Source organism: Scytonema sp. PCC 10023 (assembly GCF_963920835.1).
In the GTDB taxonomy this organism is placed as follows: Bacteria; Cyanobacteriota; Cyanobacteriia; order Cyanobacteriales; family Nostocaceae; genus Kalymmatonema.
Map to the genome: position 1 here is coordinate 17,804 of NZ_CAWUDP010000088.1, position 23,269 is coordinate 41,072.

Sequence of the window (23,269 nt, forward strand, 5' to 3'; positions counted from 1 at the left end):
ACCACCCGAAACTGCTCCAATTAGAATTACTGAGAGAATAAAATTACTAGGGTATTATGCTTCCCCAATTAGGCTAAATGCAGCCCAGTTTTTCGGATTATTTGGATGTTGTTTCATTGTAGTTAACATTGCCTGACGCAAGGCAGAAGCTTTATCAAAACCTCGCTCCAGATTTTGATAAAACTCTGTCATTAATTCCGCAGTTGGAGCATCCGGCACTGCCCATAACGATACAATCATGCTAGGCACTCCTGCTAAAATTAGGGAGCGAGACAAACCTATAACACCGTCACCAGTCAAGCGACCTCGACCTGTGTCACAAGCACTTAAAACTACCAGTTCTGCATTGAGTTGCAGCTTCAATATTTCTCCTGCTGTGAGCAGCCCATCATCTTCCCCTGATGGAGATAACGCGATCGCACCAGGTGTGCCAATTTCATGAAAATCATCTAGTAATCCATGCGTTGCTAAGTGAATAATTTGCGCTTTCAGCATCTTATGCAAAACGGCAACTTTGGTTGCATCTTCACCTATAATAGGCTGAGTATTTAGGAGAGGAGCAATAGCTTTTGCTTCTCGTTCAGCACCGGGTAAAGGTCTTAGCGATTGAGGTGGCTGTCCAATTTTTAAGGAAATTTTTGGCATAATTGGATTTCCTACAACCAATGCATTTCCTAGAGCTAAATCTTGCCTAAAATTTTCTTTTTGTTGAGCAAATAAACCTGAAAGCTTTTGGGTAATGGAAAGCACCTGAATGGAGGGGACTATACGAATGGTGTACTTTTCTATTAAATACTTGTTCGAGGAGTCGCAAAGGGCTGAAAAGGGAATCAGAAACAAGGAACTTTGAGGTATAAAAATTACATGGGTATCAGGTTCTGTTGGTAAAAGGTCTACGATTGGTTCAATGAGAATTTGGTAAAGTTGCTGTAGTCTTTGGTTAGTTGTTGTTCGAGGTTCATTTTTGGTCACTCTGATTGCATCTCGTCCCCTCACCCCAATGGAGTCACGAGTAATTTCTACCAGTTCACTTAGAGGAGTATTTTGTCGCTTCAAAAATGTTATGTCTACCGATCTAAATGTTACATCTCCTGTAGGTTGAATCACCCAAATTAACAGTGCAGAGCTTCGGTATTTTGGCTGCTCTTTCCCTTTAAGACTGTGATAGATAAATGAGTATTCAACCAATGTTGATTTTTGGGCTATGGCAATTTGTTTTATTTGTTCAATTGTCAAAAAATTGGAGGAGGCTTGAGAAACTGTTTCAGGCAAAAATCGGTTAGTTAGGAAATCAACTAGCGCACGTGTACGACCTTGCTCAGCAACTTCCAAAGCAGTGTTAGTTTTTCCTTGAGCAATCAAAACTTCTTGCAAACTACGATAGGTTTTAGCTTGAGTATCAAAAATGGATACTTTATAAGTATCGCGATCGCCTAATTGTGCTCGAATAGAATCCCAAATTGTTATCCCATCTCGTAAGACTTGTTCTGCTCTCTCCAAATCGCCAGAACGAAAGAAAGACATACCCAAATTATTCAATAATCCTGCCTCTGAGACCAATTCTCGCAGCATTCGTGTCAATGCTAAAGCCTGCTGGTAATATTCAATTGCTTGTTCATGGTTTTGTAAGTCATCGTAAGTATTGCCCAAAGTTGTTAGAGCCTTTCTCTCTAATCTGTAGTTGTGGAATTCCCTAGCAATGATCAAACTTTGTTGAGAAAACTCAATGGCTTGGGTGTAATTTGCCTTAAAATAGTAAGTAACTCCCAAACTTGCTAAAGCTTCCCCCTCCCACTCTCTGTCATGGAGTTGCTGTGCGATCACTAAAGACCTCTGTAGGTGTTCAATACCTTCGTCATAGAGTCCTATGTTATAAGCATCACCCAATAATTTTAAAGATTGCGCTTCCATCTCTAAATCTTGGAGTTCCTGGGCAATAACTAAACTCTGCAAATAACATTCAACTGTGGCGGTATGTTCGCCGATTAAATCGTAAACCATTCCAAGTTGGCACAAAACATTTCCCTGCATTCGATGCAGATGTCTTTGTTGTGGGGAAGAAGCTTGAAGTTCTTCGACAATTGCCAAACACTGTTGATAGGATTCAATCGCCTGAACATAGTTGTCTGAGAAATTGTATGCTTGACCTAAATTTTCCAGTACCCATGCTTCATCTTGGCGGTTTTTTATTTCCTGGGCGATCGCTAAACTTTGTTGGTAGCACTCAATCGCTTGGCTATAATTATTGAGACCACAGCAAGCTTCGCCCAAACCGTCGAGTAACCACCCTTCTTCCTGGCGGTATTGAAATTCCCCTGCAATAACTAAACCTTGCTGATAATAATCAATTGCTTCAGAGTACCTTTTGAGAGCTGCATAAGCCAGTCCCAGTTTGTTGAGAGTTTTGACTTCCTCTTGAGGATTTTGAAGATTCTGGATAATCATCAAACTCTGCTGGAAAGACTCGATTGCTTGCGTATTTTCTTCCAGGCTGTAATAAGCATTACCCAGGCTATCCCAAGCTACTTGTTGCTTGTGTTTGTCTCCAAGTTCTCGCGCCAAGGCTAAATACTGCTGATAGAACTCAATAGCATTGACATAATCTTTAAGGTCGTAATATACATCTGCCAGAGTTTCTAGAGCATCAGCTTCTCCCTGATACTCCTCAATCTCTCGATAGATTGTTAGTGCTTGTTGCCAACACTGTATGGCAGCTGATGATTGACCACTATTATACTGCTCAATACCTTGCTGGAGCAGTTGATCGGCTTCAGCTTTAGTGGTTTGCACATCTTTCAACTCCATAAAGATTCAACCTCACCTATTAATGTAAACCCAGCCCAAGCTTTTGGGTTAGGGTTTTGCTTCTTTGTCTCTAGCATTGCTTGACGCAAAGCTTGAGCTTTATCTAAACCGCACTGCAAATTTTGATAAAATTCTGTCATTAACCACACTGTGGCAGCATCCGGCACTGCCCACAAAGAAACGACGATACTAGGCACACCTGCAACAATAAAACAGCGAGACAGCCCAATAACACCATCCCCTGTCAAGTTTCCTCTGCCTGTGTTACAAGCACTTAACACTACCAGTTCCGCATTCAGCTTGAGGTTGAGGATTTCTTCTGCAACCAAAACTCCATCATCGTGTTCAGAAGGTGCCAACGCGATCGCTCCAGGAACTCCCATCCCTTTGCGGTCATCCAGTAACCCATGAGTGGCTAAATGAATTATCTTGGCATCTGGCATTTGTTGTATAATCCAAGTCTTGGTCGCTTGTTCGCCAGTGATTGGTTCGACTTGCAGAAGCGAGGAAATAGCAATTGCTTCCCGTTGTGCTCCTGGCAGCTGATTGAGTTGTTGAGGTGGCTGTCCGACTTCTAGTACAATTTTGGGCATGCTGGGATTTCCTACCACCAAAGCGTGCTTAGTAAATTCAGAAGGGTTTAGTTGTTGCTGTTCGTGCCTTGTGAAAGCAACTTTTCTGGTAATTCCTAGTACCTGAATTGAAGGAGCAGTGAGAATGGTGTGTTTTTCAATCAGGTAGTTTTCATAGGGAGCGCATAAAGCTGGGAATGGTACCAAAAATAGATACGATTGAGGAATAAAAATGACACGAGCGAAATCATCTGTTGGTAGAAGGTCAGAAATCGGCTGAATCAGAATTTGATACAGTTGCTGTAGGCGTTGTTTGTAATTTGTATCTGTAACGTCTTTTGATTTTAGTCTCACCGCGTCACGCTCTTCAGTCTCGATATTCTCATCCCTACTGGTATCGCGCCCCCTTGCACCGATAACTTCACGGCTCGAGGCGACAAGGTTTTCTAAAGAAATGTTGTGTTGCTGGTAAAAAAGTTGGAGATTGACCAAGCGACAGGCAATTTCACCCGTTGACTTGATAACCCAAACGAGTAGGAGATTGCCAGAATCCACAATCGAATATTCCACAATGGTGGAATTTTGTTGTTGAGCGATTTGTTTAATTTCTGACAGCGTAGGTGGCGACTGAGTTAATTGAGTCACCATTTGGAGAGATAACCGTTCAGTCAGTAACTCTACAAACGCTCTAGCACGACCTCGCTCGGAAATGACTAAAGCATCTTCAATTTTATTTTGGGCAACCAAGACTTCTTGCAGAGTACGGTATGTGAGAGCTTGCCCATCAAAAATCGAGACTTTATCAACATCTTCTAATCCACAACGCAGTGACTCCCAAACCTCGATCCCTTGATAAAGTATGCTTTCTGCAGCTGTAAGATTATTAGTTTGAAGTAGAGTTGCGCCGAGATTGTTGAGAGCATTTCCCTCCTGTTCTCGTTCGCCAATCTCTTGAACAAGCTGCAACTGCCTTTGATAATAATCAATAGCCAATTGTAATTCACCTGTGGCTTGGTAAAAGTTGCCCAGATTACCAAGAGCTTTCGCTTCTCCTCTGCGATCGCCAATAACTTGTTTAATCTTTAAAGACTGCTGAAGATAATCAATCGCTTGTTGATATTGTCCTTGGGAAGAAAAAAGGCTACCTAACCCGCCAAGGTAAGCAGCAACTCCTGCCTTGTCGTCTATTTCCCGCGTGATGTCCAGTGCTTGCTGATAACAATCAAAGGCTTGGGGAAATTGCTTCAAAGAGTTGTAGATACCAGCTAGGTTACCTAATGAATTTGCAACGCCTGCCTTGTCGCCTATTTCCCGTTTAATAGCTAATGACTGCTGATGGTAATCAATAGCTTTCTGGTATTGCCTCAGCACTTTGTATATAGCACCCAAATTCCCAAGTGATTCAGCTAAACCTCTCTTATCCCCAATTCTTTCCTTAATGGGCAATGATTGCTGGATATAATCAAGTGCTTTTTGATACTTTCCTAAAGCTTCGTATGTATTGCCTAAGTTGCCCAAAGCAGTCACTTCCCCTGCCAAATTACTAGTTTGTTGGGCAATGTCTAAGGACTGTTGATAGTATTCGAGAGCCTGGAAATATTGTCCCAAGTAAAAGTAAGCATTGCCACAATTTAATAGCACTTGAGCTTGGCTGTGGCGGTTGCCGATTTTTTGTGCGACTGATAGAGATTCTTGATAAGAATCAACGGCTTGCTCGTATTTTCCTTGAAGGTTAAAAACGTTTCCCAAGTTTCCCAAGCAAACCATCTCACCTTCCAAATTTCCAATTTCTCGATGGATGAAGAATGCCTGTTGATGATACTCAATGGCTCGCTCATACTGACTTAAAGCGCAGTAAGCATTGCCTAAACCCGTTAAAGAACTTGCTTCTCCACGGTGGTTCGTAAAGCGATCGCTATTAGGCAAAGTGGCTATTTTGCGTTTAATATCCAAAGATTGTTGATGGTAGTTAATAGCCTGCTGATATTCCCCTAGCAGGTAGTGAAGATTACCTAGTTCTCCTAAAGCATAAGCTTGTAATTGTAAGTTGCCGATTTCATGTGCAAGCGTTAACGACTTCTGGCAATACTCGATAGACTGGTGGTATTGTCCCAAGACACTATATACATTTCCCAAACTTCTTAGGGAGTCAGCTTCTCCAAGGCGATCACCCATGGTTTGCTTCAATTGTAGTGACTGGTGATAGTAATCAATAGCCTGTTGGTATTTACCGAGACGATAGTTGCCAGCACCTAGATGATCCAAACACTCTATTTCCCCAGCGCGATCGCCTATTGTCTGCTTCAACTGCAAAGACTGGTGATAGTAATCAATAGCCTGTTGGTATTGGTTTAATAAGTAGTAAGCTTCACCTATACTTTTGAGAGATTCGGCTTCCCCTTGTAAGTCACCTATTTGCTGTCGCAGCAATCGACACTGGTCGTGGTACTCTACAGCTAGGTAATACTCTCCTAAATTGTAGTAAGCAGCACCAATGTTCTTAAGAGAGTCGGCTTCTTCTGGCAACTCACCAATTTTATGTTGCAAGGTTTGGGACTTTTGATAATACTCTATAGCTTGCCGATACTCTTCTAAATTGTAGTAAACAGCACCAATATCACTTAGAGATTTCGCTGCTATCTGGGAGTAGTTAATTTGTTGTGCAATTTCTAAAGAATGCTGATAGGATTCAATTGCCTGCTGATATTGCTTGAGAAAAAAGTAAGTATTACCCAAAGCATTCAGTGAGTCAGCCTCGCCTTGGAAGTCAGCTATTTCGCGTTTGATTGCTAAAGAATTTTGATGATAGACAATTGCTTGGTGATATTGTTGAAGTGAGTTATAAACACTACCAATACTTCCCAGGATAGCTGCTTCTCCATAGCGATCGCCTATTTCTCGATAAATATTCAACACCTGTTCCCAGGATTCTAACGCAGCTTCAAATTCATGGGTTTCATAATACTCAATTCCTTGCATGAGGAATAGATCGGCTTTTTGGCTGAGAGCATTTTCATCCATAAAGAGCAACTTTCATCAACTTCAATTCACAAAGGCTTCACCGATTAAAGTAAAAGCAGCCCAGTTTCTGAAATGAGCGGCTTTTTCCAAAGTTTTCAGCATAGCTTGACACAACGCTTGAGCTTTGTCGTAGTGTTTTAAGTTCTCATAGAATTGCTTCATCAGCAGAGCGGTAGGTGCATCCGGAATTGACCAAAGAGATACGATACTGAATACCTTGTTCAATCACTTGGTGTGGTTGTGTACTCATCTTTACATTTCTCCAGATTTTTGGTACTGCTCGTATGGAATGAGGCGCAGCCAATTTGTAGGAATATACTGAAGCTACTTACTGATGTGACAGCATTCCGGATCTTTTCGCCGATCTGTTTGCAGAACCAGGAATGTTGCCTCTCTGATGTATGCTAACCGTTCAAAGCATTTAGACAAAAGGTACAGTTGATGCTTGCTAGAACTGAAGAAAGTTGTAAATGGGCTTTACTAATTGGCATTAATAAGTATCAATATCCTGAAATCAATCAACTGTTTGGCTGCGTCAACGATGTAGAACTCATGTCCAAAATCCTGCAAGAGAACTTTGAGTTTCCATCTGACCAGATCGCCGTCTTACGGGACGAACAAGCAACTCGTGACGGTATCTTGGCTGCTATGGATGCATTGGTTGACAGCGTTGGTGAAAATGATATTGTCGTTATTCACTATAGTGGGCACGGTTCCCAGATGACAGACCGGGAGGGAGATGAAAAAGACGGCTTGGATGAAACTATCGTACCTTACGATAGCGGACGCAGCCCCAACCCAAACCGGGATATTACCGATGACGAAATTTATCTGCGTTTGTTGCGGTTGAGCGAAAAGACACCGCATATCACCCTACTCTTTGACTGCTGCCATTCTGGTACGATTAGCCGTGACCCCTTTGGTGCGAATGAACGCTGGGTAGAACCAGACCTACGTCCTATTGAGGAACTGCCTCCTTCGCCAGTTTTAGCTGAGTTGGGTCGAGGTGTGCGGGATAGCGGACCGAGTGGCTGGCTACCTCTAAGTGAGCGTTACGTGCTAATTGCAGCTTGCCGGGATGAAGAGAAAGCCTACGAGTATACACCGACTCAAACTGATAGTATAATTCAGCATGGAGCATTAACGTATTTTCTGGGTCAAGCCTTGCGTAGCGCTCAACCTGGTACTACCTACCGCGACATTTTTGAATGGGTGAGTCCCCAAGTCTCGGCAGTGCGATCACTCCAACACCCGCAAATGGAAGGAGCTCGGGACAGGTTATTGTTTGACACCGAAGAGATTGAGCCGATGCGCTTTGTATCAGTTCGGGAACGTACAGGTAATCAAGTGACTTTGGGTGCTGGTGCAGCACACGGGATGACGCCTGGTTCGCGGTGGGCGATTTACCCTTCAGGAACCAAGCAAGTTACAACAGAAACTCCCAAACTCGGACTTGTAGAGATTACGGCGGTTAGGGCTGTGACTTGTGATGCTCAAATTCTGGAAGAATCTCATGAGGATGCAATTGTAACTGGCACTCGCGCCCTAGAAGAAACTCATTCCTACGGTCGGATGTGTTTAAAGGTGGAAATTCAAGCCCCTATCGGCTACGAAACTGCCGTCAGCGAGTTGATGGATTTAATACTAGTGTCTAGTTTGATACAACATATTTCCGCAGGCGAAACAGCTGATGCACGGATTTATCTAATTCCACCCCGAACAGAAGTCAGAGAAGGGGATGCAGTGCCACAACTAGGGGTTGCCAAGCAACCTACTTGGGCTGTCGTCGGCAAAGATGGTCAACTGATAGTTCCCCCCCAAATCGTTACAAACACGGGTGCAGTTAAGGTAGTCCGTGATAACTTGGAAAAGGTAGTGCGCTATCGTCAGACTTTATCTTTGCAAAATCCTAATCCAGATTGTCTGCTCAAAGACAAAGTCAAATTTATTCTTAAACGGCAAGCAGCCGATGGTTCTTGGGTAGCGGCAGAACCAGAAAATAGTAGCGGGCAAATTGTTTTTAAGGATGGCGAGCAGATTGCTCTAGAAATAGTCAATCAGCACAATGCTCCTATCTACATTGGTATTCTTGATTTTGGTTTGACAGGGGCAGTTAGTTTGCTTCACCCAATTGAGGGGTCTAATGAGCAGTTGGCTCCTGGGCAATCCATTGAGATAGGCGTGCGTTCCGGCGACGAAATTCAGATCGCCATACCCTCTGACTTTCCTTTTGTGCCAGCTGCGAACAAACAAGTACCAATTGGGGAAACTGAAACTTTTAAACTTCTGGCTACAACCCGTGAAACTGACTTTACCCTCAGGGTGCAAGAATCTTTTGAACGCAGACAAGTTAACAACAACCCCTTAAGACAATTACTAGACATAGCATGGATGGGAGATGATGGACGCGATGCAATCCGCAGTCGCCTCCGCAATCATCGCCGACCAGAAGAGGAGTGGACAACGGTAGAGCGATCGTTTTTTCTACAACTTTAAGTAATGTTAAGGTAGAAATTTTCTTGTCATGACTTATGCATCCAAGCTGCAAATATATCCCCACTACCAATAACTGGGGCATGAGAATCATTGGAGCAGAAAACCGGGTTAAGCGATATTACATGAATAATACAGAAGTGTTTGTTAGCTACAACCCTTGTTTTCTCGTTGAGTAGTACCAGTGTGATAATCAAAGGCAACTAACCGTAGCTGGTGTAGAATCCTTATATCATCAGATTTTCAGGCTTAACCCGGTTTTCTGGTCGTTTGCTACTAAGACCCCTATACTGGGTGCTGGCTGTTCGGGCAATGGTTCAGGCTGCTGGTTGTAGACGGCGATTCCTTCCCTTCGGGACGCTTCGCGAACGGAAAGCTTCGCTAACGCATCTTCTAAGCTCATTCCTTCTTTGATAAGTGGAAAGATTCCTCTGAGAATGTCAAAATCTTCTGATGAGATTGGCTCAGTAGTCGGTCTTCCTAGTTGGTCAAGAATGCTCTTGATTTCGGCGATTGTGCCTGCACCTAGTTGGGTTTTTGCTTCTCGGAATGTAAGTGACATAATAGTGTGTAGTTTTTTCTCATAACATGGGGGGGCGAGGCTGAGGCTCTCAGCCTCGTCTTTTTTCACATTAAAAAAGCTGCCCAAAGGCAGCAACGTACAGCGTACAGTTTCTTTGATAATTGCGCTAATTTACTGTACCCTGTACATCTTTAACGAATGCTTTTCTTAGCTCTGGATTGAGTGTTAGGCGCTCGTCAATAGTTGCCAAATGAGTCAATATTTGTGGTCGTGGATTACGTCGTTTGCATGACCAGCTATTCACCGCATCAACACATACACCCAAAAGGCGGGCTAAATCCTCATGCCTCATAGGGTGTTTTGACAGGAATTCTTCCAGGCTTAATGCAGGAATTATGCAGTCGTTTTGCACCATAATAATGTTGCTCCTTCTGTAGGTCGTTTCTACGGATGGGGAAGTCCTTGGCGGGGTCGCGTCCTGCCAAGGGCGTTTAAGTTTTGTTCGTGAAAGTATGCTATCACGTCTAACTAATGTTAGGGTATTTTTATGATGACCTATTTCAATATTACTTAACGGAAAAATGGGATGGCATACCGATTCCCGATGACGTACTACTACATAAGCCCAGAAAACCATGAAAGGCTTACAGCATTTAGGGAGGCAACGGGTGACTCAGAAAAAGTCTTGGTGACTCAGTATGTCAGGGGATGGCTGGGGCGAAATAGGCGGTACTACACCGACCTAGCCAAGATGGATGTTGCTAAAAGGGAGATGGATGTAGATGCATGGGTAGAGACGGTTGTTGACCAAGGAGTTGAAGCACTTCCCCATTACAAGCAACCAATCTTGGATGATGAGATGCCTAAAAATCCACTCGGGCACATCATTCTTCCTGGCAACAGCATGATCCAACGTTGGCTCAACTACATAGAGTTAGGCAAGCAAAACATCGCTTTACTAAAAGTTGCCATTCTTTACGACGGCGGCAGTGTCACTAAATACATTAGCCGAATCATTCAAGAACACATAGATAGAAACTGGGATACTCTTTACGCTGCTCAAGTAGCGGCAGAACACAACAATGATTGGTTAAAAGGAGAATAATTATGCAAGCAACACAACAAGAATTCACTGTTGAACAAGTGAACCGCGCAGTTGATGCAATCATCGATGTCTTAGGTACACCAGAAAATGACCTACACGCCGAAGCTTTATCCGCTTTCCGCGCTGGCAATCATCAACGGGTAAAGCGTTTAGCAGCTACAAACCTGGCTGATTATTACTGTAAAGCGCTGGGATACCTTGGAGGAGCGCTTAAACTTACCCCAAACACTGACACGATTTTGGCAGAGAGCGCTCGAAGTGCTTGTGAATATGTCAAAGAGAGGGCGCTTCGTCATCTCGGTACTAAGATTAACGAAGCGCTTTCTCTTAAACCAGGCGAATTACAATAATATCGCCCAGGTGCTCAGGGTGAGTTAGGCGCTTGGGATGGCTGCGATTGCGATTCGGGGCACTGCGCTTTGCGCAATCGCTATTCGGGGCACAAATTCCCTTGCGATCGCCCTCCAAATTCCTCTGAGAAAATTCCCGCAACATGGTAAAATAAACAAAACAAAGCGCCCCTGTCTGGAAAACTAGGCGCTTTTGTTTGAAACATTATATTTCTTAAAGCCATGATAGCAGAAACCATCACGGATGCGATCGCCTGCCCAGAAAATTCTGGCATCTCCACCGAAACTGACGAAAGATTTCTCAAAATAAGAGAGTGGTTTGAGTTCATCAATGACCAGCAGTTGAAGTTTGGTCAGTATCTGGCGCAAGTAAAAGAAGAAACAAAGCGCCAGTTCGGGAAAGGACTGGAAGCGGTAGGACTGGTAAAAACTCAAATAAACAAGTTTATCAAAGCTGCTGAGATTGCCGATAATCTCCCCGACAAGCTGCCCCCAAAACTCGGCTTATATGTCCTTCTGCAACTCGGACAGAAACGGAATGAGGACGCCAGAGCACACCTCACCGAAGACGATACCCAATTATCCACTGCTGAAAAAATTAAACAGTACCAGAAGCCACCTAAGCCAAAAATGCCCAAGCCAGCGATGGAGTGGGAAAAAAATAAGTACGGCTCGCGCACTCTTGTATTGCGCCTCATTGATGGAGAGGCTGCACTGATTATTGAAAGCGGCTATAAAAAATCCGGCTTACCTTTGCCGCTGTATTTATCAAGCCTCGTGAAGGGAGAACCCCAAATTGAGCCAGACTTACCCCAAACTTGGCAGGAGATGCAGGAAGAAGTAGCACAGTATGTGGATGCTCAATCTGAAGAAGTAGAGGCGCTGGTAGAAGAAATCAGGCGTTGTGAAAAGATTCTCTCCAGTCTGCAAAGCCCGGCGACTCCGACTGAACACATGATGCGACGTGCTGTACTGGAGGACAAGGAGAGGGCAGAAAGGCTACTGGCTTTTTGACAGTTACCAGTTATCAGTTATCAGTTATCAGTTACCAGGTACCCGCAGTATCAAGGAAGCGCAGTATCAAGATGTCCCAAGTCAATCTTCTCACTGCGGCTGGTACCGCAAGGCGGAAGTCAAAAGTCAAAAGTCAAAAGTCAAAAGTCAAAAGTATTATGGAATGAGGTTTCTAGGGATTTTAAATGGTTGCCCTATTTACGCCGCGTTGTACTAGTACCTGCGTAGGTAGCTGTTCACTATTTTAATCATTGCTTATGATACTTTTGGGTTGCCCAGTCGTGAACAATCAGCTTTGATTAAAGTTTCTGTGGAAGAAAGAAGGACAATGCCTCTGCCGTCTAGAACTGAGCAGCAAAGAATGTTGGCTCTTTATCAAGCTAAAGTCAACACCCACGGCTTTAAGCCGTGGGCTTCAGGCAAGGAGTTTAGGCTCTAAACCAAAAAGCCCTAGTTGACCAGACTAAGTACTTCGGTACTATGTTATCAGCAAGAGTTAAAGCTCCTACCTTGGGATGCATTGTCTAGTCCCATGCTCTAGAACCGAATAGTTAAACAAGCGTAAAGGGTTAAAGCTAGTGCTATTTGGAAAGTACCGACTGATAACTTTGTCGAAGCAAACATTACCCAGAAATGGAGGGACTTATGTCCAAAGTATTAGTAATTGACACCGAAAAAAGACCCCTTGACCCCATTCATCCAGCGCAAGCAAGACAACTTTTAAGAAATGGTAAAGCCGCGATATTTCGCAAATTTCCCTTTACGATTCTCTTGAAAGAAGCACGTCCAAATGCCCCAGTGCAGCCTTTAAGAATCAAGATTGACCCTGGTGCAAAAACCACAGGGATAGCAGTGGTTAACGATTCAACGGGTGAAGTTGTATTTGCAGCAGAACTCCAGCACCGAGGTTTTGCAATTCGAGAATCTTTAACTTCTCGTAGACAATTACGTAGATGTAGAAGAAATCGTAAAACACGTTATCGTCAACCTCGATTTGATAATAGAAAGCGTTCGGACGGTTGGCTACCACCAAGTTTAAGGAGCCGTGTTTACAATATAGAAACATGGATTAAAAAGCTAATTCGACTAGCACCAATCACTGCAATATCACAAGAATTAGTTAGATTTGACACGCAATTAATGCAAAATCCTGATATTCAGGGTAAAGAATATCAGCATGGTACGCTTGCCGGATACGAAACTCGTGAGTACTTGTTGGAGAAGTTTGGTAGAAAGTGCGCGTACTGCGACAAAGAAGATGTGCCATTACAGATTGAACACATTCACCCACGGGCTAAAGGAGGCTCTAATAGAATCTCAAACCTTACTTTGAGTTGTGAGAAATGCAACATCAAAAAAGGGACTAAAGATATCAAAGATTTTCTGAAAAAAGACCCCAATCGCTTGAAAAAGATTGAATTTCAAGCTAAAAAACCTCTTGCAGATACTTCGGCAGTTAATGTAACAAGATTTAAATTGCTTGAGGTTTTGAAAGATACAGGATTACCTGTAGAAACTGGTTCTGGTGGTTTAACAAAGTTCAACCGTACTCAACAAGATTTAGAAAAAACTCATTGGATTGATGCGGCTTGTGTTGGTAAGTCAACTCCAAAAAAACTAATCATTAAAGACGTTAAACCATTACTTATCAAGGCATCAGGTTATGGTACTCGTCAGATTGCAGGAACAGATAAATATGGATTTCCTATTCGTTATCGAACCAATAAACAAATTCATTTTGGATTTCAAACTGGCGATATTGTTAAAGCCGTTGTTAAATCCGGAAAAAAAGTAGGAATTTATTTTGGTCGAGTTTTGTGCCGTGCTAGCGGTAGCTTTGATATCTCCACAAGGATGGGCAGAATAACTGGAATTAGCCACAAGTATTGTTCAGCTATTCATAAAAAGGATGGATATTCTTATGGTTTCTAACCGTAAGGGCGTTCAACACGGGGACTAAAGTCCCCTACGGCTTCCTCCCACGCCTCTTGGACGTATGTGGGTTCCGTGCGTCACCCACATACTCGTGGGCTTCCGCCTTTTATTTCTGTGAATCTTGATAAGGCGATATCTCTGCTCGGTAGTTTTTAGTCATTGCATTTATGGAACTCTTGATTCTTAACAGAATTTTCTATTTCCTGTTAAGAATTAAGAGTTAAGAGTTAAGCGTTCCCTTTTAAACTGAGGTGAAATAATGTTAAGAGTTGGAAATAAAATTATCAATTTGAATGCTATTGCCTATGTTGATTTGGAAGCAAAGAAGAGTTATGTCGTCAAAGGGGATGATTTGGGCGTGAGAATTTATCTGCTTTCCTCTGATAGAGAAGGAAACTTGTCAAGCCTGTTTTTTACTGGTGATGATGCAGTGTATCTGCGTAAGTATTTCCAGGCTGTAGGCGAGTTGTGTGGTGGTGTAGAGTAGGTGAAAAAATGTTAGGATTGCTTCAAAAGCAAATGACATTCACTTCTTTCGCTTTGATAACAGGATAGGAAATATGAATATTCAGCTTGTCGAATCTTTAGCCAATGCAATACTAGCTTTGTCTCCTCTTGAACGAGAGTTATTAAACCAAAAATTAACACATCAATTCAATTGGCAAAACTTACGTTCAACAATTTTAGCCAATGCTCAAGCCATTTAGCAACGGCGTAGTGGTCAACCCTTTGAACCGGATATTAATGAAATCGTTCATCAAATGCGAGAAGAAAGAGAGCAAGAGATGATGAGCTTAATACTATAATTCATCATTATATTTTTAGAACTACTGTTTTTTCTAATGCTGATTCCGAATGCAGAGAATGCAGTTGTTGATATTCGTAAACTTCGTGACTACTGTTTAAATCCAGAGCATGATGACGGAAAACATAAAGCTCGGCTCTTCTCATCGAAACTGGGTATGACGGCTGATGATGCTGAACAACTGCGTCAAATTCTTCTAGAAATTGTCAAAACTCATTCGGCTCAACTGGGAAGACAGGATGAATTTGGACAACGCTACACTTTAGATTTCCAACTTGAATGGCAAAATAGAATTGGAATCATCCGGAGTGGCTGGATTATCGAACATGATTCTGATATTCCGAGATTAACAACCTGCTATCCCCTGTAATACCTGGAGGTGAGATGAGATGACAACCAATTCAGTTAAATTGCTTGATGTGGTAGCCTTGACGGTAGACCTTCCCGAATACAATTTGTGGCGTGGACAAGTTGGTACGGTGGTTGAGATGTTGGCGGGTGGTACTGCTTTTGAAGTTGAGTTTAGCGATCGCAACGGACGCACTTATGAATCAATTGGTTTGCGTCCAAATCAGATTATGGTATTGCACTTTGAGCCTAATTAACAGTTATCAGTTACCAGTTATCAGTTATCAGTTATCAGTTTTTTGTTCACTGCTCCCGGTAGCTGTTCACTGTTATAAGACTGGCGATTATCACGCAATAATTGCAAATTTTCACGGAAAGTGATTGTGTTGGGATGATTCTCCCCTAAGCTGCGTTCAGCAATTTCCAAAGCTTTGATGTAGAGTGGTTCTGCTTCAGTGTACCGTCCTTGGGAATGGTAGAGATAAGCCAAGTTGTTGTAACTTTGGGCGACATTGGGATGCTCATCTCCCAGCAGGCGTTGGTATAGTTCCAATGCTTTGAGAAGAAGTGGTTCAGCATCAGTGTACCGTCCTTGGGAATTATAGAGTAATGCCAAGTTGTTGAAACTTTGGGCGATATCGGGATGCTCTTCTCCCAGCAGGCGTTGGCTTAGTTCCAATGCTTTTTTGTACAGTGGTTCAGCATCAGTGTACCTTCCTTGGGATTCGTAGAGATATGCCAAGTTGTTGTAACTGGTGGCGACATCGGGATGCTCTTCTCCTAGCAGGCGTTGCCTGAGTTCCAAAGCTTTGAGAAGAAGTGGTTCAGCTTCAGTGTACCTTCCTTGGGATTCGTAGAGATATGCCAAGTTGTTGTAACTGGTGGCGACATCGGGATGCTCTTCTCCTAGCAGGCGTTGCCTGAGTTCCAAAGCTTTGAGAAGAAGTGGTTCAGCTTCAGTGTACCTTCCTTGGGATTCGTAGAGATATGCCAAGCCGCTGTAACTGGAGGCGACATCGGGATGCTCATCTCCCACTAGGCGTTGCCTGAGTTCCAATGCTTTGATGTAGAATAGTTCTGCTTCAGTGTACCGTTTTTGGGAACGGTAGAGTACAGCCAAGTTGTTGAAACTTAAGGCGACATCAGGGTGCTCTTCTGGCAGCAGGCGTTGCCTTAGTTCCAAAGCTTTGAGAAGAAGTGGTTCAGCTTCAGTGTACCGTCCTTGGGAATGGTAGAGTCCTGCCAAGCTGTTGTAACTGGTGGCGACATCGGGATGCTCTTCTCCTAGCAGGCGTTGAAAAAGTTCCAATGCTTTGATGAAAAGTGGTTCTGCTTCAGTGTACTGTCCTTGGAAACGGTAGAGATTAGCCAAGTTGTTGAAACTTAAGGCGACATTGGGATGCTCATCTCCCAGCAGGCGTTGGTTTAGTTCCAAAGCTTTGAGAAGAAGTGGTTCTGCTTCAGTGTACCGTCCAAGGGATGAGTAGAGTGCTGCCAAGTTGTTGTAACTTAAGGCGACATGCGGGTGCTCCTCTCCCAGCAGGCGTTGGCTTAGTTCCAATGCTTTGATTAAAAGTGGTTCTGCTTCAGTGTACCGTCCTTGGGATTGGTAGAGATTAGCCAAGTTGTTGTAACTAGTGGCGACATCGGAATGCTCATCTCCCAAACGGGATTGTACTACTGATACACATTGCTCTAACCACGGTTGAGCCAGTGCATACAAACCCTGTCCTCGATAAAACCTACCCAAGCCAGTAAAAACCCAAATTAAATTTTCATCACTGACTGCATCAGTTAGATTTTGTGCTACCTCTGCTAAATGTGGAATAGCAGGTGTTAAGGCAGTGATTTGGTTCTGATTAGGTGTTTGAGGAATTTCCTTTGCCACTTCTACCATTGCTTGGCAAAAACTATACTTCTGCTCATCTCTTGAAGCTAAGTTCTTTTGCTTGTTTCTCAGAAACTCGCGAATCAACTGATGTAACTGATAAGTATCTTCGCCCGTAAGCAAGTGCAAGTTTTCTAATTCTACTCTTGCATCTTCCAGTTCTTCTGCGTCTTTCTCAACAGCAGCACGTTCCACCAGTAACCAAGGAATCCCAGCTAAAGCAAATAAACTTAGTAAACATCCTAACTCTTGGGCAGACTCACTTAATTCGGACCAACTCAATTCAAAAGCAGCCGCTACTCCACGTTTGATATCGGAAGTCCAAGTGGAGTCATTTTCTTTTACTTCTAAAGAAGGATGCCCTAGCCCTTTTTCTTCCAAGCGTCGCAGCATTTCTGTCAAGGATATTTTACGTTTTTTTACATACCGCCCGACTAATTGCAACGCCAGAGGTAAGTAGCCTAAACGCTGAACAAGTTCTTTTGCTTTTATTGATTCTTGATTGACCTTTTCTTCTCCAACCAATTCAGTCAGTAATGAAAGTGCATCATCCTCCTGCAAAACTTCCAAAAACAGAGAACCAGCTAAATTTAACTTGAGTCGTGTTGTTATGAGTACTTTAAACTGGGATGATTGAGGTGGTAGATAAGGTTTTATGTGACTGTAATTTTTCACATCATCCACAACCACAAGCGTGTTTCCTTGGTGCCAATGCTGCCAACACCAGCGTACTCGTTCTGGTAACTCCAAATCTTCTGGCGGCTGCAAGCCCAAATCTGTTTTCGCAAATCCTATTATCTGCAAACCAATATCTTGTTCTCTTGCGCGTAGCCAGCAGATACCGCCAGGGTAAGTGTGTAACTGTAAGTATAGCAGTGAGTACTGGATTGCTAATTCTGTTTTACCAACTCCCCCCATACCTTCAACAGATGCAATGACGACTTCATTATTGCGTTGTAACTGTTCATGGAGGCGTTCTAATTCCCGCGCTCGTCCGATAAACTTATCTGTGTTACTGGAGGGAATGTTTTGGGGAAAACCTGTTGGTTTAGGAATATCTCTCAAATTGTCTACAGTTTGGTAAACCTGAGTAATGTCTCCTACTGTTATATTCCCCCCAGCCTGAACATTCTCAAAGATTTTTTGTACAACTAATTGACTATTTCCTTGAAGTTGAATATTATTGTCACCTTGAATCGCTTGCATTCCACCAGAAAGCGTTGAATTTTCTGCTTGCTGCTGGATATTTGGTTCTGGGTTGCTAGTCATAACAGTTATCAGTTATCAGTTATCAGTTATCAGTTACCAAGTACCCGCAGTACCAGTTACCAGTTATCACTGTTCATTGCGGCTGGTACTGCGGCTGGTACTGCTCACGCTCTTTAAGCTTCTTGGTTTAAATTGCCTAAATCAATGTTTGTAGCTTTCACCCCTTTAACCATTTCCTGCTCAACTGCACCATCCCGCGTGGCTTTTTGTGTGATATCTTTTGCTTTCAAGTCACCAGTTAATTCAATCTCACTCAAAACGACCTGACGTATCCTTTCATCTTGTGCTTGTAGCTGTTGGACTAGTTCCTTGAGTTTATTCGTAAATGCTTCATCTGCATCCATCTGAGGAAAGCAGTTCATCTTGTAGCTTCTCTTTATTCTTTTGTGTGGGGTCATTTTCTGCTCGTTTCAGCAGTCCTTCCATTCCCTCTGCTCTAAACTTTTCACGAATGGTATTGACTAATTGAGCAAATGTATCGGTAACGCCCTTAGTTAAAGCTTTTCCACCTTCTTTGATTGCTTCAGAGAAAAATAAGGAAACAATCACTGCTGCCGTTAGAGGTTCTGTCATAAGACTAGCTCATCAGTTTGGTAGTAGTAAATTAAAATACAAACCTTCCCTGTGACTTTCCGGATTTTTAGGTTTATTCTTAGAGGATAAATTTAAGCTTGCCTTAAATCAGTTACCAGTTACCAGTTATCAGTTATCAGTTACCAGTTTTTTGGTCACTGCGGCTGGTACTGCGGCTAGTACTGTTTTAAGCGATCGCCTACGGCGGGTGCTCCGCACCATTGTTACGTTAAGCAGGCGATCGCTCTGCTTCTTGTTCTTCTCTTGAATTCTTTATCTTGCCCATGAAAACCCTAGAGTTCAAATCGCCCAAGTAACTTGTCTATAGATGCGATCGCCTACGGCACTGCCCCTTGGGCGATCGCCCTCCAAATTCCTCTGAGAAATTCCCGTAACATGGTAAAATAAACAAAACAAAGCGCCCCTGTCTGCAAAACTAGGCGCTTTTGTTTGAAACATTATATTTCTTAAAGCCATGATAGCAGAAACCATCACGGATGCGATCGCCTGCCCAAAATTTTCTGACATTTCTGGTGAAATCGACGAGAGATTTCTCAGAGTGAAAGAGTGGTACGAGTTTATTAACGAGCAACAATTAAAGTTTGGGCAGTACCTCGCTGAGGTAAAAGCAGAAACAAAGCGCCAATATGTAAGGGGACTAGAGAGCGTAGGACTGGTAAAAACTCAGTTAAATAAGTTCATCAAAGCTGCTGAGATTGCCGATAATCTCCCCGACAAACTGCCCCCAAAACTTGGTTTATATGTCCTGCTTCAACTCGGACAGAAGCGAAATGAGGATGCCGTCACACACCTCGCCCAAGACGACACTCAATTATCGACTGCCCAGAAAATTAAACAGTACCAGAAGCAACCATTGCCAAAGATGCCTAAGCCTATGATGGAATGGGAAAAAAGTAAGCATGGCTCACGCACTCTCACTCTTCGCCTACCTGATGGAGATACGGCACTAGCTATTGAAAGCGGGTACAAAAAATCAGGCTTACCGCTCCCCTTGTATCTATCTAATCTCGTCCAGCGCCACGAAGATTTATCCCAAAGCTGGCAGGGGGCACAGGAGGAATTAGCACAATATATGGATACTCAGAGCGAAGAAATTCAATCGCTCCTCAGCCAAATCAGGGAAGCCAACGAACTTATCAGCAGGCTTCCGAATCCAAAAGATGCAACTGAAATAATGATGCTGCGCACAGCCAGGGAGGAAAGAGAGAAAGCAGAGGAGATATTGGGCGCTCTCTATTTTTAGCGGCTAAAAAGCGATTGCCGTAGGCACAGAAGCGAATCGCAATCGCCTTTATGCACTGCGCTCCTTTGCATCGCCCTCTCATTTTTTTTAGTAATTTTTTCTTAAACAAACGGAAAAGACATTGTAGAAACTGTATCAAATCTTGACGTAATCTTCGTAATCTTGCTATGCCACCAGACGACTACTCCGGTCAAAATCTCCGTGGGCGCTCCTTTAGAAATCAAAACCTTGAAGGGGCAAATTTTAGCGATGCAGATATCCGAAGCGCAAATTTTACTGGTGCAAAACTCAGAGGTGCAAACTTCAGTCATGCCAAAGCGGGATTGCAAAAGCGGTGGGCGGCGTCCTTAGTGCATGTTTCGTGGTTAATTGCTGGATTGGCAGGATTTGTATCGGCTTTGATTGGAGCATTAATAAGTTATGTATATAAAAGTTTAAATTTAAGCAATCAACTTTCAGGTTGGGCTGCCTTAATAGTAGTCATTGTTGTCTTTATAGTTATAATTCGCCAAGGGTTAATAAATTCAGCCTTCGCCGGAGCCGGAGCCGGAGCCGTCGCCTTCGCCGGAGCCGTCGCCTTCGCCGGAGCCGTCGCCTTCGCCGTCGCCGGAGCCTTCGTCTTCGCCTTCGCCGGAGCCTTCGCCTTCGCCGGAGCCATCGCCGTCGTCGTCGCCGGAGCCGGAGCCGTCGCCGGAGCCTTCGCCGTCGCCGTCGCCATCGCCGGAGCCTTCGCCTTCGCCTTCGCCTTCGCCGGAGCCGGAGCCTTCGCCTTCGCCGGAGCCTTGGTATTACTCAGTATTTATATCAGTTGGCGATCGCTCAAAGGAGATGAAAAGTATGCCCTTATTCGCAACATGGCTGTTGCTTTTGCTGCTACTTTTGGTACAAGTTTTCGTAATTCAGACTTAAGCGATGCTAATTTTACCGGAGCCACGCTCAAAAGTACAGATTTTAGAAAAGCTATTCTGACTCGTACCTGTTTCCACAAAACCAAAAAACTTGATTTTGCTCGTCCTGGTGAAACCTATCTTCAGAAGGCACAAGTGCGAGACGTGCTGGTGACAGGACAGGGACAGGATAAAATTTTTGACCGCCAAGACTTACGCGGGGTCAATTTTAAAAAGGCAAAGTTGGTAGATGCCAGTTTTATTGCTGCAAACTTAAGTGAAGCTAACTTGCAAGATGCTGATTTATCGAGAGCAAAACTGGTACAAGCACAATTAGACTCAACCGACTTTACAGGCGCGACTCTCACGGGTGCATACATAGAAGATTGGGGTATTACCAAGGACACAAATTTTAATGGAGTGCGGTGCGAATACGTTTATATGCGGCTCCCCACCAAAGAAAACCCAGACCCCCTGCGTAAACCAGATAACAGAGAAGAAGTGTTTGCAGATGGCGAGTTTGGTGATTTTATCAAACCGATTGTTGACACACTTGACCTTTATCATAACCAAGGCGTTGACCCCAGGGCTATTGCAATTTCCTTCAAGCAGTTAGCTGAGAACCATCCAGACGCAGAACTTGAAATCGTAGCAATGGAGAAACGTGGCACAGATAAGTTTTTGCTTCGTGCTAAGACTGCGCCAAATGTAGATAAGTCAGAACTGAGTGCAGAATATTTTGATACTTATAATGACATTAAAAGCTTACCAGAGCGCGAAATTAAATTACTATTAGTAGAAAAAGATAACAGAATTCTTAGTTTAGAAAATATGATACATACGGCGTTGCAACGCCCTAACTTTTATTCAAACGTTGAACAGGTAGGTACTATGACTAATAATCCTAGTGGAATCTCTCAAAATGTCAGCGGTGGTAACGTTTACGGTGGAATGCAAGCAGCACAGGGTAATAATAATCAGCAAACTTCAAACACTTACGCATCAGAACAAAAACAAAATTTAGCTTCAACTGCAGCAGAAATACAACAGCTACTAGAACAATTAAGTCAGTCAATTCCTACTAATACAACCTCTGGAAGAATGGCTGTTGCTACAGAAGCTATTCAACGCATTGAAAATAATCCCACTTTGATGCAAAAAGTCATCAGTGCATTAAGGGCTGGTGGTGCAGCAGCTTTAGAACAATTGCTCAGTCATCCAGCAGCCAGCTTTGTCATTGCTGCATTAGAGGATTGGGATAACCAGTGAACAGTTATCAGTTATCAGTTATCAGTTATCACGTACCCGCATCATCAGTTTTTCACTGCGGCTGGTACTGCGGCTGCTACTGTTCACTGTTTTAAGCGATCGCCTACGGCGGGTGTGTTCCGCACCATCGCCCGTAAGGGCACTGCGCTCGCGCAATCGCGCGGTGGCGGTCGCTTATTTAATGGGGTGGTAAAGCCCATCTTTTGAGTGAAATCGCCACGCATATTTACTGGGGTCACGCTGTTTGCACCAAAGTTCAAAATCTTTGGAGCTAACAGTTGCCCGTTTTTCCTGGAGCGTCGAAGCGCTGGTATTAAGCCGTAGTGCCAAGTCTTTTTCCTCCAATGGCATCAACTGCGCTGGCGCTCCTTGAGTGTAGTAAGGTGATGATTTACGACTGTACGATGAACGAGTATTGAGGTGATTCTGCACCGTCATCAGGGCAGATTCAAATTGAGCAAGACGGGCTGTGACTGTTTCGAGTTTGATTTCTAGGCGAGTCAGGCGTGTTTCTGTACTGTCGTCAATACGTGTGTCGCTACCGTTTGCTAGTAATTCTTCTAGTTGGGCAAGACGAGTTTCTACACTCGTTTCTGTACCAGGAACATCGCCCAAAATGTGTTGCAGACCCTGGATAACTAAATCGGTGGCAGTGGTGTTACGTTCTCTGGCTGCTTTGCGTAGCGCTGCTGCTAAGGGTTTGGGCAATTTGAAGTTAATCGATTCTCGTATCACCTTAACCATGTCTACATCTACATCTACATATACACTTAGGTGTAGATAGTTTACATCAGTTATCAGTTATCAGTTATCAGTTATCAGTTATCAGTTATCAGTTACCAGTTACCAGTTACCAGTTACCAGTTGCCAGTTACCAGTTACCAGTTACTAGTTATCAGTTACCAGTTACCAGTTACTAGTTATCAGTTTCATCGTTTCCTGGGGGAAACACCACACTCCTGTGCACCTTTATGCGTTGGTGGCGGGTCGCGTATGCCCCATTATACGCACTGTGGCTGGTACTGTTCACTGGTCACTGTTCACTGTTCACTGTTCACTGGTCACTGGTCACTGTTCACTGTTTACTGATAAGTGGGGGTACGCCGCGTATTTTTCGGCATCACTCCACAAAAAGCCAAGGCTTTATA

General features: G+C 43.5%; 22 protein-coding genes. 11 read left to right on the plus strand and 11 right to left on the minus strand.

The window, feature by feature from the left end:
• Window positions 1-54: 54 nt before the first annotated feature.
• The 3 genes from ACM0OZ_RS36680 to ACM0OZ_RS36690 are packed head-to-tail and all read right to left on the minus strand — an operon-like array spanning window position 55 to window position 6,560.
• Window positions 55-2,805: a CHAT domain-containing tetratricopeptide repeat protein gene (locus ACM0OZ_RS36680; RefSeq protein ID WP_414587761.1), complete on the minus strand. Its 2,751-nt coding sequence runs from the start codon at window positions 2,803-2,805 to the stop codon at window positions 55-57.
• Window positions 2,796-6,398, minus strand: a complete 3,603-nt coding sequence (locus tag ACM0OZ_RS36685) for a CHAT domain-containing protein (RefSeq protein WP_414587762.1) — start codon at window positions 6,396-6,398, stop codon at window positions 2,796-2,798. The genes ACM0OZ_RS36680 and ACM0OZ_RS36685 overlap by 10 nt, the downstream gene beginning before the upstream one ends.
• A 21-nt stretch (window positions 6,399-6,419) precedes the next feature.
• The gene (locus tag ACM0OZ_RS36690) at window positions 6,420-6,560 is read right to left on the minus strand and encodes a CHAT domain-containing protein (RefSeq protein ID WP_414587763.1); all 141 of its coding nucleotides are present in this window, start codon (window positions 6,558-6,560) and stop codon (window positions 6,420-6,422) included.
• Window positions 6,561-6,839: 279 nt separating this feature from the next.
• On the opposite strand from ACM0OZ_RS36690, the gene ACM0OZ_RS36695 reads away from it, so the two are divergent.
• Window positions 6,840-8,894, plus strand: a complete 2,055-nt coding sequence (locus tag ACM0OZ_RS36695) for a caspase family protein (protein ID WP_414587764.1) — start codon at window positions 6,840-6,842, stop codon at window positions 8,892-8,894.
• Window positions 8,895-9,126: 232 nt separating this feature from the next.
• Here the strand turns inward: ACM0OZ_RS36695 and ACM0OZ_RS36700 are convergent, their stop codons facing one another.
• Both ACM0OZ_RS36700 and ACM0OZ_RS36705 read right to left on the minus strand, forming a co-directional pair.
• Window positions 9,127-9,453, minus strand: a complete 327-nt coding sequence (locus ACM0OZ_RS36700) for a hypothetical protein (RefSeq protein ID WP_414587765.1) — start codon at window positions 9,451-9,453, stop codon at window positions 9,127-9,129.
• 127 nt (window positions 9,454-9,580) lie between these two features.
• On the minus strand, window positions 9,581-9,829 hold the full coding sequence (locus ACM0OZ_RS36705; protein WP_414587766.1) for a hypothetical protein: 249 nt from the start codon (window positions 9,827-9,829) through the stop codon (window positions 9,581-9,583).
• Window positions 9,830-10,000: 171 nt separating this feature from the next.
• Here ACM0OZ_RS36705 and ACM0OZ_RS36710 point away from each other — a divergent pair, with 171 nt between their 5' ends.
• The 8 genes from ACM0OZ_RS36710 to ACM0OZ_RS36745 all read left to right on the plus strand — a co-directional run bounded on the left by ACM0OZ_RS36710 (window position 10,001) and on the right by ACM0OZ_RS36745 (window position 15,228).
• Window positions 10,001-10,519, plus strand: a complete 519-nt coding sequence (locus ACM0OZ_RS36710; protein WP_414587767.1) for a transposase — start codon at window positions 10,001-10,003, stop codon at window positions 10,517-10,519.
• Window positions 10,520-10,521: 2 nt separating this feature from the next.
• Window positions 10,522-10,869, plus strand: a complete 348-nt coding sequence (locus tag ACM0OZ_RS36715) for a hypothetical protein (RefSeq protein WP_414587768.1) — start codon at window positions 10,522-10,524, stop codon at window positions 10,867-10,869.
• 222 nt (window positions 10,870-11,091) lie between these two features.
• Window positions 11,092-11,883 (plus strand): hypothetical protein, encoded by a 792-nt coding sequence (locus tag ACM0OZ_RS36720; RefSeq protein ID WP_414587769.1) that lies wholly within the window; start codon window positions 11,092-11,094, stop codon window positions 11,881-11,883.
• A 645-nt stretch (window positions 11,884-12,528) separates the two neighbouring features.
• On the plus strand, window positions 12,529-13,815 hold the full coding sequence (gene iscB, locus ACM0OZ_RS36725) for an RNA-guided endonuclease IscB (RefSeq protein WP_414587770.1): 1,287 nt from the start codon (window positions 12,529-12,531) through the stop codon (window positions 13,813-13,815).
• 262 nt (window positions 13,816-14,077) lie between these two features.
• Window positions 14,078-14,305, plus strand: coding sequence for a hypothetical protein (locus ACM0OZ_RS36730; RefSeq protein ID WP_414587772.1), 228 nt, complete (start codon window positions 14,078-14,080; stop codon window positions 14,303-14,305).
• Between the two features lie 73 nt (window positions 14,306-14,378).
• Window positions 14,379-14,525, plus strand: coding sequence for a hypothetical protein (locus tag ACM0OZ_RS36735; protein WP_414587773.1), 147 nt, complete (start codon window positions 14,379-14,381; stop codon window positions 14,523-14,525).
• A 135-nt stretch (window positions 14,526-14,660) separates the two neighbouring features.
• Window positions 14,661-14,993 carry a DUF6883 domain-containing protein gene (locus ACM0OZ_RS36740; protein WP_414587774.1) on the plus strand — a complete coding sequence of 111 codons (333 nt, stop codon included), beginning with the start codon at window positions 14,661-14,663 and terminating at the stop codon, window positions 14,991-14,993.
• 19 nt (window positions 14,994-15,012) lie between these two features.
• On the plus strand, window positions 15,013-15,228 hold the full coding sequence (locus ACM0OZ_RS36745; protein WP_414587775.1) for a DUF4926 domain-containing protein: 216 nt from the start codon (window positions 15,013-15,015) through the stop codon (window positions 15,226-15,228).
• A gap of 20 nt (window positions 15,229-15,248) precedes the next feature.
• Here the strand turns inward: ACM0OZ_RS36745 and ACM0OZ_RS36750 are convergent, their stop codons facing one another.
• The 4 genes from ACM0OZ_RS36750 to ACM0OZ_RS36765 all read right to left on the minus strand — a co-directional run bounded on the left by ACM0OZ_RS36750 (window position 15,249) and on the right by ACM0OZ_RS36765 (window position 19,160).
• The gene (locus ACM0OZ_RS36750) at window positions 15,249-18,128 is read right to left on the minus strand and encodes a tetratricopeptide repeat protein (RefSeq protein ID WP_414587776.1); all 2,880 of its coding nucleotides are present in this window, start codon (window positions 18,126-18,128) and stop codon (window positions 15,249-15,251) included.
• A gap of 113 nt (window positions 18,129-18,241) precedes the next feature.
• Entirely contained in the window at window positions 18,242-18,490 is a 249-nt protein-coding gene (locus ACM0OZ_RS36755; protein ID WP_414587777.1) for a hypothetical protein, read from the minus strand.
• Entirely contained in the window at window positions 18,459-18,701 is a 243-nt protein-coding gene (locus ACM0OZ_RS36760) for a hypothetical protein (protein ID WP_414587778.1), read from the minus strand. Before ACM0OZ_RS36760 ends, ACM0OZ_RS36755 begins: the two co-directional genes overlap by 32 nt.
• A 300-nt stretch (window positions 18,702-19,001) precedes the next feature.
• Window positions 19,002-19,160, minus strand: coding sequence for a hypothetical protein (locus ACM0OZ_RS36765; RefSeq protein WP_414587779.1), 159 nt, complete (start codon window positions 19,158-19,160; stop codon window positions 19,002-19,004).
• 16 nt (window positions 19,161-19,176) lie between these two features.
• On the opposite strand from ACM0OZ_RS36765, the gene ACM0OZ_RS36770 reads away from it, so the two are divergent.
• Window positions 19,177-19,965, plus strand: coding sequence for a hypothetical protein (locus ACM0OZ_RS36770; protein ID WP_414587780.1), 789 nt, complete (start codon window positions 19,177-19,179; stop codon window positions 19,963-19,965).
• 167 nt (window positions 19,966-20,132) lie between these two features.
• Complete coding sequence (locus ACM0OZ_RS36775) at window positions 20,133-22,121, plus strand: pentapeptide repeat-containing protein (RefSeq protein WP_414587781.1); 1,989 nt, start codon at window positions 20,133-20,135, stop codon at window positions 22,119-22,121.
• 21 nt (window positions 22,122-22,142) lie between these two features.
• On the opposite strand, the gene ACM0OZ_RS36780 is transcribed toward ACM0OZ_RS36775, so the two are convergent.
• Window positions 22,143-22,277, minus strand: a complete 135-nt coding sequence (locus tag ACM0OZ_RS36780; protein WP_414587783.1) for a hypothetical protein — start codon at window positions 22,275-22,277, stop codon at window positions 22,143-22,145.
• A gap of 18 nt (window positions 22,278-22,295) precedes the next feature.
• The gene (locus ACM0OZ_RS36785; protein ID WP_414587784.1) at window positions 22,296-22,865 is read right to left on the minus strand and encodes a hypothetical protein; all 570 of its coding nucleotides are present in this window, start codon (window positions 22,863-22,865) and stop codon (window positions 22,296-22,298) included.
• Between the last annotated feature and the right edge of the window lie 404 nt (window positions 22,866-23,269).